Genomic DNA, 12,684 nt, shown 5'->3' on the forward strand with positions numbered 1-12,684 from the left:
GGAGGAGTGTATGCCGGAACCGGTTCAGGCGGGGCCGGGGGCAGGAGGAGCGGACTGCAGAAGAGTTGCCCGGTACGGGCAACGATGGCGGGGTAAGAACCGGCGGGGCACGAGCCACTGGGGCTGGGGGGCACAATGGGCTCCGCCGCGCTTCCAGGTCCAGCGCCGCTCAGTGCGATGATTCCCGAGAGCGGGACTGCTGCCAGGGCTGCCATGGCCTTGCGCAGCTTCGTTGATGCGCCCGGACTGTGTTTCGCTCGTCGATTTTCCATGATGCCCCCAATATGTGAAATTACGTGTGCGCTCAGGCTAACTGACCCGGCGCTGATGGGCACCGCTCCCCATCGCGGCCGGCGTCGCGGATACGACATGATGGTGGTTGCACTTTCGCGTCGAATATTGGGGGAACCAAGTGAACAACAACCAGCAGCCCGGATGGCCGCAACAGCCCGGGAACCAGCCGCAGCAGCCTGAAGACAGCTCGCCGTATCCGCCGATTCCTCCGGCCCCGGGCCAGGCCCCTGGCCAGAGCTGGCCGCCTCCGCAGTCCCGGCCTTACGAACAGCAGCAGCAGGGCCAGCAACCTTACGGCGCACCCGGACAGCAGTATGTCCAGGCGCCCGCTTTCACCCAGACGCCACCGAAGCCGGGAATGCCCGTCTGGGGCTGGGTGGCTGGCGGCGTCGGCGCGGTGGCGGTCATCGCTGTTGCAGGCGTGATGGCGTTCAACGGCCTCGCCAGCGGCAGCAAACAACCGGAAGCCGCTCCCGCCCCCATCGCTAGCGAATCCGCAGCGCCCGAAGAGTCAGCCGAAGCGGCAGCAGGTGCCGGTGCCGGCGGCGGGGACGCCGTGTACCTGTTCGACGACTCCGATTTCAGCAGCCCGCCCGCATGGTCCATCAAGGAGCCCTCGGGCTGGACCAAGGAACCGGTCAAGGAGGGCATGACCAATTACCGCAACGCCAGCCTGCAGTGCACGTTCACCACGTACCAGGCGGTCCTGCAGCCAACCGGAGAAACCGGAGACGAGGCCACCACAGCCCTTGTCATGGCCTCGGAGATCGACGCCGTAGAGAAGTCGGTCGGCAAGCCCGTGGAAGTCATTGACGACGCCGCCTCAACGTACGTCAAGCTGCGCGACGGCAACAAGGACATCGAACTGCAGGAAGCCGAGCTCCGCTTCAAGAACGACAAAGACATAGACGTCATCTACCGGATGGCCGTACGCGCCACCGCCAGCAGCAACGGACTGATGGAACTGGCATTGGCCTGCCCCGGCAGCCTGACCACCGAGTCGGAGCTTTGGCTGGAACTCACGGATGACGTGAGCATGGTCGACGCGCCGTAGTTGGATCAGAGGTCCACGAACAATGAGCTAGGGTTCTCGATCGCGTCAGCGACCAACCGCAGGAATCCTGCTGCTGTGCCGCCATCGCACACGCGGTGATCGAACGTGAGCGTCAGTTCGGTGACTTTGCGGACAGCGAGTTCCCCGTCCACCACCCACGGCTTGTCGATGATGCGTCCCACCCCGAGGATCGCCACCTCGGGGTGGTTGATGATGGCTGCGGATCCGTCCACCCCAAAAACACCGTAGTTGTTCAGCGTGAAGGTGCCGCTGCCCAGTTGCTCCGGCGTCGCTTTGCCCTCGCGTACGACGGCGGTGAGCCGGCGGATCTCCGCGTCCAGTTCGCGGGCACTGAGTTTGTCCGCGTTGCGGATAGAGGGAACCATCAGCCCGCGGTCCGTCTGGGCCGCGAAGCCGAGGTTGATACCGTCGAAGCCAACGATCACCTGGGAGCCGTCGGCAGCAGTTTCGATGCGGGTGTTCAGCTCCGGGAGTCGTTTTAACCCAGCGGTGACAAAACGCGCGATGAATGCGAGGAGCCCGGGCGTATGGTGCGGATCAGACTTCTTGAGGCCTGCCCGGAGTTCCACCAGCGCCGTGGCATCAACGTCCACCCAGACGGTGGCCTCAGGGATCTCCGCACGGCTGCGGGACATGTTTGCGGCAACGGCTTTCCGGACACCCTTGACGGGTGTCCGTGAGGAAATGCCCAGCCCTGTGCGGGTGTCGACGCCACCGGTGGTTAAGCCTGTCGAAACCGATTCCGGTGATCGAGCCTGTCGAGATCCCGGAGTAGCGGTGATTGTTTGCTCCGGTGATCGAGCCTGTCGAGATTCAGGATGGATCACGGCCTCAACGTCCTTCCGCATGATCAGGCCGCTGTCACCCGAGCCTTGCATTCCGCCGAGGTCCACGCCGTGCTCACGGGCCATCCGCCGGACGAGCGGTGAAATGACGGCGCCCAGCTTCCCGGGGACCCGCGTGCGGAGCAGCAGCAGGTCATCGGCCGCCTTCTGGGCGTCAGGCTCAATCACCGAAGCGTCGCGGGGAGCCCTGGTTCGCCGGGCAGCACCACTGCCGCCGGGAGTCCCGTACCCGATCAGCACATTCCCGGAGCCGGCCTTCTCTTCTTCGCGGTAGGCATCCGCTGCGCCGGTTTCGACAGGGGTTTCGACAGGGGTTTCGACAGGCTCGACCACCAAGACAGGCTCAACCACCGAGGCAGGCTCGACCACCGGCGCCGTCGCACCAATCGGAAGCACGGAAATCAGCGGCTTGCCCACGTCCAGCGTCTGGCCCGGCTCTCCGTGGAGCACCGTCACAGTGCCCGCGTACGGCGACGGGACTTCCACCATGGACTTGGCCGTCTCCACTTCGGCGATGGGCTGGTCCACGCGGATCACGTCGCCCACGGACACCAGCCAGTTGACCAGCTCGGCTTCGGTCAGGCCTTCGCCGAGGTCTGGCAGCAGGAATACTTTCGTTTCACTCATGGTCAGTTCTCCCACTGGAGGTCGTCTACGGCGTCGAGGATACGGTCCACGCCGGGCAGGTAGTAGTGCTCGAGCTTCGGCGCGGGGTACGGGACATCGAATCCCGTCACGCGGCGGATGGGCGCGGCGAGGTAGTGGAAGCAGCGTTCCTGGACCCGCGCCACGATCTCGGAGGACACGGACGCGAAGCCGTGCGCTTCGGCGATCACCACGGCCCGGCCGGTCTTCCGGACGGACGCGCACACCGTCTCGTCATCGAAGGGAACGATGGAGCGGACGTCGATGACTTCCAGCGAGCGCCCCTCCTCCGCAGCAGCAGCGGCAGCTGCCAGCGCCGTGGGCACGGACGGTCCGTAGGCAATGAGCGTCGCGTCAGTCCCGGCACGGGCGACGGCGGCCCGGCCTTCCGAGGACGTTCCGGCTGCCGCGTTGGTAGTGTGCTGCGCCCGGAGATCCTCAAGGTCCACCAGGTCCTTGGACCAGTAGAGCTTCTTGGGCTCCATAAACATGACGGGGTCATCCGAATCGATGGCCTCCCGCAGCATCCGGTACGAGTCGGCCACCGTGGCGGGCGTGAACACCTTCAGGCCCGCCGTGTGGGCGTAGTAGGACTCGGAGGAATCGCAGTGATGCTCCACTCCCCCGATCCCGCCGGCATAGGGAACCCGGATCACCATGGGCAGTTTCACGGTGCCCCTGGTGCGGTTGTGCATCTTGGCCACGTGGCTGACGATCTGCTGGAACGCCGGATACGCGAACGCATCGAACTGCATCTCCACCACCGGCCGCATCCCGTTCATGGCCATGCCCACGGCCATGCCCACGATGCCGGACTCAGCCAGCGGGGTATCGAAGCAGCGCTGCTCCCCGAAGGTCTTGGTGAGGCCGTCCGTGATGCGGAAGACCCCGCCCAGCAGGCCCACGTCCTCGCCGAAGACCAGAACGGACGGATCGGCGTGCATCGCATCCGCCAAGGCCGTGTTGAGGGCCTTGGCCATGGTGACAGGCTGAGGACCCGAAGAATCCGCAGTGGCCGCGGCAGAAGCCGCAGCCCGGGCAGTTGCTGCGCTGACGTTGCCGTTCGCCTCGGACGAGGTGGTGATGGTCGGACTCATTTCGCCGTCTCCTTGGTTGACGCTTCGCGGGCAAGTTCGTCGGCCAGCATGGCTGACTGCTCCTTCAGCTGGGGTGTGGGCACCGAGAACACGTGCCGGAAGAGTTCCTGGGGGTCCACCGGGACGTCCTCGCCCAGGCCGTCCCGCAACTGGGTGGCCACCGCTTCCGCCTTTTCCGCGATCCGCGCGGCGCCGTCGTCGTCCAGCAGTCCACGCCCGGTGAGGTACGTCTTCATCCGGCTGATCGGATCCTTGGCCAGCCACTCGGCCACCTCGCTGTCCTGCCGGTAGCGGGTTGCATCGTCGGCGTTGGTGTGTGCCTGCATCCGGTACGTGTGTGCCTCAACCAGGAGCGGACCCGAGCCGCTCCGGGCCAGCGCAACGGCGCGGTCCAGCACAGCGAGGAGGGCCACCACGTCATTGCCGTCCACCCGTTCGCCGGCCATGCCGTACCCCACTGCCTTGTGGGCGAGCGACGGCGCCACGGACTGGTGTGCCAGCGGAACCGAGATGGCGTACTTGTTGTTCTGGACGAAGAAGACAACGGGCAGGTGGAAGACAGCGGCGAAGTTCAGGGCCTCATGGAAGTCCCCTTCGCTGGTGGCGCCGTCTCCGCACATCGCCAGAACCACAGTGTCCTCACCGCGGAGCTTTGCCGCGTGCGCGACACCCACGCCATGCAGCAGCTGGGTGGTGAGCGGCGTGCACTGGATGCCCACCTTGTGCCGGGCCGGATCGTAGCCGCTGTGCCAGTCGCCCCGGAAGATGGTCATGGTCTCCACGGGATCAACTCCCCGTGCCATGACCGCCACGGCGTCCCGGTAGGTGGGGAACAGCCAGTCGCCGTCGGAGAGGCAGAGTGCGGCTGCCACCTGGCAGGCTTCCTGGCCATGGCTGGACGGGTACACGGCCATGCGCCCCTGGCGGACAAGCGCCGAGTTCTGGTCGTTGACCCGGCGTCCGACGACGAGCTGCTCGTAGGCGGCCATCAGTTCGTCGTCGCCGGGCAACGGGTACTCGTGGCCGGGTTCGGTGCCCTGCTCACTTTCTGCCATGAGCCGTCCGTCCGGGTCCACCATCTGGATCTGGTGGCGGGCGGGCAGCATGTAGTCCTCCACCGTGATGCCGAACTTGCGCACCGCTTCGGATACGGCATCTTCAGCCGGCAGGCGCTCGGCCTGGTCCGGGGCAGAGTGGTCCGCGGAGATCGTCATTGGTCCGTCCTTCTGTAGCCACTAGTCGCCTCCAGTATCGCCCCAAGGGAAGTTTCGTATCCAGTACTTCCCGGAATCATGGAAGGTTCTGCAGAATGGGCCTAATCTGGAAGACGAATTGAGATGTGATCCGGACAACGGGCGGGAGCGGTGGACGAATTGGCGCGACTTGAGGGAGATTCCGGGGAGGTGCCGCTGGACGACGTCGACCGGCGGATCATCGCCGAGCTCACCCGGGACGGGAGGATGTCCGTGACCCAGGTAGCCGAGAACGTCCATATCTCCCGCGCCCACGCCTATACCCGCATCGCCAGGCTGACCGGCGAGGGTGTGCTGACTAAATTCACGGCGTTGGTGGACCCCATCAAAGCAGGGTTGAAATCCTCCGCCTACGTGACGCTCAAGGTGAGCCAGCATTCGTGGCGTGAGCTGCGCGAGCAGCTGCGCGCGATCCCGGAGGTCCACCACATCGCCCTCGTGGGAGGCGATTTTGATGTGATCCTGCTGGTGCGTGCCATCGACAACACCGACCTGCGGCGGGTGATTTTCGACCAACTGCAGGCCATGCCGGGCGTCCAGGACACGCAGACTTTTCTGGTGTTTGAGGATGTGGATACGCGCTAAAGGTGACCGAGAGGCATCACCGCGTCCGCAGAAGGCGGCTCACTGAATCAGCGTGGCCCAGGACTCCAGGAACTTCTCAGCGAGATGCGCGTGGCCGGCGGTGTTCGGGTGTGCACCGTCAAAGTCGAAGCCCGGGCTGTTGGCAGCCGTGAACCAGCCGGCCTCGTAGGCATCGATGAACGGAGCACCAGCGGCTGCGGCCCCGGCGCGGACGGCGGCGTTCGCACCTTGCAGTTTCTCCGCTAACGGCTGGGGGGCCGAAGGCCCAAGAACTATTACCTGGACGCCTGGCCACAGCTTGCGGGCCGCATCGATTGTCTGCGCCGTGGCGGTTTGAATTTCATTAGGGCTGGTGTTCAGGGCGTCGTTCTGGCCGCCTTGCAGTATGAGGACGTTGGGGACGAAACGCGGATCCTCAGCGATTTCCCGCAACCGGACTTCGTACTCACGGGCCTCGTTGTCCTGGGGACCACCGCCCCACGCGAAGCCGGTTCCGCCCTCACCGTCGATGTTGGTGGGGTATCCGAGCGAGCCGGCAACAAGGTACGCCCACCCCTGGCCGGGCCGGTCCGCGCCGTCACCGGCAGTGTACGAATCACCAAGAATAAGGAGGACCGGCTGGGCGGGAAGCTGAATTTTCAGCTGCTGCGCTGCTGCGGTGGCTCTGGGTGCCAGGGTTGCCGTAGGAGTCGGCGTGGCCACCGGAGAGCTAGCCGCCACAGGGCTTACGGCTTCGCGCGGGCCGCGGGGATTCGTCAGGGCGATTCCTGCTACTCCGAAAGCAACGACGGCCAGCAGAAAGAGTGCACCGTACTTGATCCATTCCTGCTTGGTCACGTTAAGCCGCCCACCGTTTCTCGTCACCCGGCACATCATACCGGCGTCGTCGCGGAGAAACTCAGTACGTTCAGGTCCGTCCGGCCGTCTCCAGCTCCCGGGCAGACTCCCGCGCGGGCTCCGGGGCGGGATCGACGACGGCGGGACGGACGACGGCGGGATCCAGCCTTCTGGAGGCCCACTGGCGGATGGGCCTCTCCACGAACCGGAACGACAGGTAGGCCATCAGCACAGTCAGGGCTGCCGCCAGCGGCACGCGCACCCAGGGCGAGGGGATGAGGGGAAGCAGCAGAAGATAGACGGGCAGGTGCCAGAGGTAGGCGGCGTAGGACAGGTCGCGGCCGGGGTTTGCCAGCCAGGGGTGGCTCAACACCCTTGAGGCCAGGCCGGCCGGCCGGAGAACCAGCGATCCGATCACCAGCCCGGCCAGCAGTGCCAGAGCGGTGGGACCGGCGGTCCAGAACACGTCAAACCATGGGCCGGGCTTGTCCGGTTCTTTGAAGGTGAACACGGCAACCACCAGGGCGAGCCCGGCTGCGGGACCGCCCCAGCGTGCACCGGCCTGCAGGGAGTCATGGACCCTGGAGCCTGGCCTGACCGACGCAAACACCAGGGCCATGGTGCAGCCAAGCAGCAGCTGGTCGGCCCTGGTGTCCGGTCCGTTGTAGAGCCGGGCCAGCGGCGCCCCGCCGGATACCAGGAGGAACCGTTCAACCAGGAACCCGGCCGCCAGGACGGCGGTTATCCAGGCAACGGTGCGGACCTTCCAGAACCGCAGCATCAGCAGGAGGAGCACGGGCCAGACCAGGTAGAACTGTTCCTCGACGGCGAGCGTCCAGGTGGGGCTCAGCGCGTTGCCGCCGGTGGAGGAACCGAAGGCTCCATAGTTGGTCAGGTTCATCACGTAGGCCGACGCCGGGATGGCATTTGCGCCCTGGCCGCCCCACCCTGAGGCTGGGAATACCAGGCCGCCGATAACCACCACGGCGCAGACGGCCAGCAGTGCCGGCCAGAGCCGGGCGAGCCGCTTGGCGTAGAAAACCCCCAGGCGCAGCCGGCCGGTTGCCCGGTACTCCTTCAGGATCAGCAGCGTGATTACAAAGCCACTGAGCGTGAAGAAGACGTCCACGCCCATGGACCCGCCGGGGGCGAACGCGGTGAGGGTATGGAAGAGAAAAACTACGGATACAGCGACGGTGCGCAGCCCATCGAGGGCGTGTTTCCGCCCGGAAATGAGCCCGGTTTCGGGCGTAAACGGGCGTTCCGTTGTCGTCTGGATTCCACTACTTGACCAAGAATTCACCCATCAAGCATATATAACGTTTCTGTAACCCCGCTGGGTGCGGGCTGGATGGACCCCTACCTGGACGCGGTGGCGACCTCGTCGTCGTCGGCCGTGATGAGGATATTGCCCTCGGCGATCGACTCGGACAGGACGTCGTGTTCCACGGCGGTGGCCAGTGGCTTCTCCTTGATGAAGAACAGCACCGCCGCGGCAATCACCGCCAGGGGAACCATCCAGATGAAGATGGGGGTCAGGGCGTCGTTGTAGGAGGAAATGATCATGTCCTTGATCTCTGCCGGCAGGTAGCTGACCACTGTCGGGGTGAGGGAGTTTGATCCGCCCGGCGTGCCGCCGCCCGGCGCGGCGGCGGGCAGGCGCTCGGCGAGGAGCTCGGCCAGCCTGCTCGCGAACAGGCTTCCCACCACCGCTGAGCCGAGGGTGGCGCCGATCTGGCGGAAGAAGTTGTTGGACGCCGTCGCGATGCCCACTTCACGCAGCGGGAAGGAGTTCTGCACTACGAGGACCAGGATCTGCATGCTCAGGCCCAGTCCGAGGCCCATCACGGCCAGGTAGGCGCAGATTTCCCAGAGCGGCTGGCCGGGCTTGAGGGTGGAGAGCAGCACCAGGGCGATGGCCACCAGCACGGAACCAACGATGGGCATCCACTTGTACCGGCCGGTCCGGCTGACCAGCTGGCCGGAGACCACCGAGGCCACCAGCAGCGCGCCCATCATGGGGATCATCAGGAGGCCGGATTCGGTGGCGTTCACGCTGAAGGCCATCTGCAGGTAGGTGGGGAGGTAGCCGATAGCACCGAACATGGCCACACCGATCAGCATGCCCGCGAACGTGGCCAGGTTGAAGTTCAGGTCCTTGAACAGGTGGAGCGGGATGATGGGCTCGGCGGTGCGGCGCTCCACCAGGACGAAGCCGACGGCGCTGATCACGGTGACGGCGATCAGGGACAGGATGATGGGGTCATTCCAGTCATATTTGCTGCCGCCCCAGGTGGCGAAGAGCACCAGGGCGGTGGTGGCGCTGGCCATCAGGAGCATTCCGCCGAGGTCCAGCTTGGGCTTTCCGGCGTGCTTGGGCAGTTTCAGGAAGAACGCTGCACCGGCGAGGGCCAGCACGCCCAGGGGGATGTTGATCCAGAACACCCAGCGCCAGCCGGGCCCTTCGGTGAACCAGCCGCCCAGCAGCGGTCCGGCAACGGACGCGATGGCGAAGACGCCGCCCATCGTGCCCATGTACTTGCCGCGCTCCCGGGGCGGAACGACGTCGGCGATCACTGCCTGGGAGAGGATCATCAGGCCGCCGCCGCCCAGGCCCTGGATGACGCGGGCGGTGATAAGGACGCCCATGTCGTTGGCCAGCGCGCCGACGACCGAACCGATCATAAACAGGATGATCGCGGCGATCAGCAGCGACTTGCGTCCCATCAGGTCACCGAGCTTGCCGTAGATGGGCATGCTGATGGTGGAGGTAAGGATGAACGCGGTGATGACCCACAGCATGTCGCTGACGCCGTGGAGTTCGCCCACGATGGTGGGCAGCGCGGTGCTGAGGACCGTCTGGTTCAGTGCGGCGAGAAGCATCGAGAGCATCAGGCCCACGAACAGCAGGATGATGTGCTGCTTTTCCGGGGCCTGCCCCACCTCGGGGCCAGGGGCGTTGGTCATGAGAGTTTCCTTTGTAAGTGGTGAAAAAGCGCCACCGCGGGGGCCGAGTCCTCGGGGGTGAGTCCTGTGGCGGGGTCGAAATCGGGGGATTTTGCTCTGAACTTGGCGGGCACGGTCAGGATACCTTTTTGGTGCTGACATGGTGCTCATCCTTTCAAGGACTCAACACCCTCCATTTAAACCCGGGGCTTGATGGGGAAACCTGGCTCGGCATCATCGGATGCCGAACTATCCACCGCGGAACGTTTACCTCCATCACATGTCTGATGCGCAAAGTCGGCAGTCCACCACGGGCCGGAACAAGCGCAGCCGCCCTTTCGCTGGACCTAATCCCCAGAAGAGATTCTTGCCAAGCCAAGCAACAGACAACTTCAAGCAGGCGGAGCTAGATGGGGCAAGCTCCGATTCTGTTGCGCGCACTGTCGGCAGACCACGCAACGTACTAAGTCCTCGATATTTTTCGAGAAACAATTCATTGCTCAAGTTTATGCGGCTATTCGCTCAATATTGAATCAATTACATTGATTTCTCCTCATATCCATCGACAGGGCACTGATTAACTTCCGATAGGGCATCCTGCCTCGAGCGGTAAGTATTCGCTGCCGGTAGATGAGTACTCACACAATACTTGCAAGTACCTACATTCGATAAGACGGGTAGTGATCACGGTGGTTTATGCAATTCCAAGTCACTATCTTCTGAATATCACACTTTATGAGCGTGGGAGGCGCAAATGTTAGACTACAGAACGGTAAATCCCAGTGGCACACGGATCTGCAACGAGGCGAATGGCTGCGCCTCCGGCAAACGATTCGGCCAGGGCCGCAGTCGTCCCAGCGAACACGGCTTCTTTACGTGGTCCGTTATGCCGGGGGCCAGCCGTGGCTAATCTTGGTGGCCAGGAGGAACAGCCCACACCCGGACCGGATGCTAGGGTAAAACGCCGAGGGCTTCTGCGGCTTGGGACTTTAGTAACGGCGTTTACTGGTGCTTCCGCCATTTCCGCTATTGGCGCCAGCGGTGCCAATGCTGCTTCAGGCGGCAGCCCCTCTAACTCATACGTTCCCACTGCGGAAAAGGGCGTCGCCTCCGGTGTGGCAACACTGGACACTGGAACCAAGATCCCCCCTGCCCAACTTCCTGACCTTTCTGCCACATATGCCCCCGCCTCAGGATCGGCTAACTACGCATCGCCCCGGAAGCTCGCTGCATCAACCCAACCACCTGTTCTCCTAGATGCGACTTCAGAGAAGACGGAGGCGGCCCCGCGTTTTGTCGACTACTTTGACGGGTACATGTGGGGCGCTCTCGCAGGCGACATCTACCGGTCGGCCGATCAGGGCGCCACGTGGACGGCGTATTGCAACTCGTGGCCAGGTGTCGGGGAAGAAGCTTTCCTTGCCCGGATCGTGAAGACCAGCGACGGCGAAGTACTCGTCCTGTCCGACCACGAGATCCGGAAATCGTCCGGCTGGGCCAGCGGAAACGCCGCCACTTGGTCCGCAAAGAAAGTGCCCAACAACGGCTCCGGCATCTTCAACGGGTTCGGGCTCGACGGCAACGGAACGAAGTTTGTCCTCGTGGAATATGCACCGACCCCCGCCTCATGGTCTGAGTCCCGGTACGGATACATCAGCATCGACTCCGGGACTACCTGGACGATGCGCTACGACACGCTGGCACTTTGGGGCTCCGCTGCCAACGCAGCGTCCCACCTCCACGCCGCCTGCTATGACCCATGGAACGACACGTTCTACATTGGAGAAGGGCATGGCCCCGCTGGCGGCGTTTACCACTCAACCAAAGATGGGATGACGTGGGCGGTGGCACCGGGGATGCGACTGCCGGAGCCTGGCGGGAACTACAACGCACCCACAGTCATCACAGCTACGGACGACGGCCTGGTCATGGGCTCTGACAACTCCCACAACGGCCTATTCGGTGTGGTCCGTCAGGCAAATCCGATGGACCAGGTGGCGACCCACACATGGACGATGCACACGGGCCGTGATGGGCTGGTCACGTTCGCCCAGCGTGGATGGCGCGACCCGGAAACAGGACTGGTGTATGTGACGTTTCGGGCCGAGTACGACGACACCCGGCCAAGCATCGCGGCAGGCACAGCTGGGTCTGGCGGACTCGTGTACGAATGGCCTACGCTCCCGTCGGTTGCCGGTGCAGACAGGTTTTACTTCGCGGCCCGGACGACACCGTCAACGCTCACCGCATACGCTGAAATGTCAGGCGTCCCCACCACCGTCCGCGGGCACCTTGCATTTACATCCAGCGACGTCGGGAATATGCGCGGCGGCAGCGCCACTGCCCCGTCGGCCGTGGCCGCCGGACCCGGAGCCAAGGCCACAGCAGCCACCAGCATCGCATTAGGTAAAGCCGCCTCCGCAGGGTCCGCGGACGGGACGGCGATTGGTGCCAACTCGTCAGTGACCGCCACTGCAGGCACTGCTATTGGGGCGTCCGCTGCGGCTGGGAACGGGGGAGTTGCAGTCGGCAACCGGGCGACCAGTGCCGCCGCTAACAGCGTGGCGGTTGGCCTCCTTGCTGAAGCATCTGCGAACGGTTCGGTCGCTGTCGGATCGCAGTCCAAGTCATCCGCGCCAACGTCTGTCGCAGTGGGAGAGCTGGCCTCAACGTCAGGGACCGAGGCGACAGCTGTAGGTGCGGGCGCGACAGTCACGGCCGGGGCAGGAACTGCGATTGGCAGGCTGGCCCGCGCCGGTAACGCGGGGACTGCCCTAGGCAGGGGGGCACTATCCGATTCAGGTGTGGCGCTCGGATTCGGGGCCACGACAGGCACCCACAATGACTCAGTGGCGCTCGGCATCCTCACCGCCGCCACGGCACCTAGCCAGGTCCAAGCCGGAGCAAGGCATTTCGAAATCGCAGAACTGTCGGCTGCGCCAACTGCGGGGGCGGCGAATACGGTCAGGTTCTATGCGAAAGACAACGGGGCGGGCAAAACCCAGCTCTGTGTGAAATTCTCTAATGGAGTGGAGATCGTGCTGGCAACCCAGGCGTAAGGTTACGTCTCCCGCGGAGTCGTGGAGTTTCTCGGCACCGTGCGGGAG

9 protein-coding genes are annotated in these 12,684 nt (G+C 64.3%); 3 read left to right on the forward strand and 6 right to left on the reverse strand.

Features of this window, described 5'->3' with window-relative positions; translation table 11 throughout:
- The first annotated feature begins 412 nt into the window (after positions 1-412).
- Positions 413-1,348, forward strand: a complete 936-nt coding sequence (locus ACQCSW_RS16475; RefSeq protein ID WP_426987564.1) for a hypothetical protein — start codon at positions 413-415, stop codon at positions 1,346-1,348.
- 5 nt (positions 1,349-1,353) lie between these two features.
- Here ACQCSW_RS16475 and ACQCSW_RS16480 read toward each other — a convergent pair whose 3' ends face one another.
- Genes ACQCSW_RS16480 through ACQCSW_RS16490 form a run of 3 tightly spaced genes read right to left on the reverse strand, consistent with a single transcriptional unit; the run spans position 1,354 to position 5,170 of the window.
- Positions 1,354-2,841 carry a dihydrolipoamide acetyltransferase family protein gene (locus tag ACQCSW_RS16480; protein ID WP_426987566.1) on the reverse strand — a complete coding sequence of 496 codons (1,488 nt, stop codon included), beginning with the start codon at positions 2,839-2,841 and terminating at the stop codon, positions 1,354-1,356.
- Between the two features lie 2 nt (positions 2,842-2,843).
- A complete protein-coding gene (locus ACQCSW_RS16485; protein WP_426987568.1) occupies positions 2,844-3,956 on the reverse strand; it encodes an alpha-ketoacid dehydrogenase subunit beta in 1,113 nt (370 codons plus the stop codon).
- Positions 3,953-5,170: a thiamine pyrophosphate-dependent dehydrogenase E1 component subunit alpha gene (locus tag ACQCSW_RS16490; RefSeq protein WP_426987570.1), complete on the reverse strand. Its 1,218-nt coding sequence runs from the start codon at positions 5,168-5,170 to the stop codon at positions 3,953-3,955. Before ACQCSW_RS16490 ends, ACQCSW_RS16485 begins: the two co-directional genes overlap by 4 nt.
- A 159-nt stretch (positions 5,171-5,329) precedes the next feature.
- On the opposite strand from ACQCSW_RS16490, the gene ACQCSW_RS16495 reads away from it, so the two are divergent.
- Positions 5,330-5,794, forward strand: a complete 465-nt coding sequence (locus tag ACQCSW_RS16495) for an Lrp/AsnC family transcriptional regulator (protein WP_056345240.1) — start codon at positions 5,330-5,332, stop codon at positions 5,792-5,794.
- Positions 5,795-5,833: 39 nt separating this feature from the next.
- Here ACQCSW_RS16495 and ACQCSW_RS16500 read toward each other — a convergent pair whose 3' ends face one another.
- The 3 genes from ACQCSW_RS16500 to ACQCSW_RS16510 form a co-directional block, all read right to left on the reverse strand.
- Positions 5,834-6,631: an SGNH/GDSL hydrolase family protein gene (locus ACQCSW_RS16500; RefSeq protein ID WP_426987572.1), complete on the reverse strand. Its 798-nt coding sequence runs from the start codon at positions 6,629-6,631 to the stop codon at positions 5,834-5,836.
- 70 nt (positions 6,632-6,701) lie between these two features.
- Positions 6,702-7,934, reverse strand: a complete 1,233-nt coding sequence (locus ACQCSW_RS16505) for an acyltransferase family protein (RefSeq protein ID WP_426987574.1) — start codon at positions 7,932-7,934, stop codon at positions 6,702-6,704.
- 56 nt (positions 7,935-7,990) lie between these two features.
- Positions 7,991-9,598, reverse strand: coding sequence for an MDR family MFS transporter (locus tag ACQCSW_RS16510; RefSeq protein WP_426987576.1), 1,608 nt, complete (start codon positions 9,596-9,598; stop codon positions 7,991-7,993).
- Positions 9,599-10,893: 1,295 nt separating this feature from the next.
- Here ACQCSW_RS16510 and ACQCSW_RS16515 point away from each other — a divergent pair.
- Positions 10,894-12,636 carry a hypothetical protein gene (locus tag ACQCSW_RS16515; RefSeq protein WP_426987578.1) on the forward strand — a complete coding sequence of 581 codons (1,743 nt, stop codon included), beginning with the start codon at positions 10,894-10,896 and terminating at the stop codon, positions 12,634-12,636.
- Positions 12,637-12,684: the final 48 nt, after the last annotated feature.

Origin of the sequence: Pseudarthrobacter sp. Y6, assembly GCF_050156205.1 — a bacterium.
Taxonomy (GTDB): Bacteria; Actinomycetota; Actinomycetes; order Actinomycetales; family Micrococcaceae; genus Arthrobacter.

What these genes read in the sequence shown, in the direction of transcription:
- ACQCSW_RS16485 (WP_426987568.1), bottom strand. Translation starts at nt 3,956, where the DNA reads ATGAGTCCGACCATCACCACCTCGTCCGAGGCGAACGGCAACGTCAGC.
- ACQCSW_RS16490 (WP_426987570.1), bottom strand. Translation starts at nt 5,170, where the DNA reads ATGACGATCTCCGCGGACCACTCTGCCCCGGACCAGGCCGAGCGCCTG.
- ACQCSW_RS16515 (WP_426987578.1), top strand. Translation starts at nt 10,894, where the DNA reads ATGTGGGGCGCTCTCGCAGGCGACATCTACCGGTCGGCCGATCAGGGC.
- ACQCSW_RS16480 (WP_426987566.1), bottom strand. Translation starts at nt 2,841, where the DNA reads ATGAGTGAAACGAAAGTATTCCTGCTGCCAGACCTCGGCGAAGGCCTG.
- ACQCSW_RS16510 (WP_426987576.1), bottom strand. Translation starts at nt 9,598, where the DNA reads ATGACCAACGCCCCTGGCCCCGAGGTGGGGCAGGCCCCGGAAAAGCAG.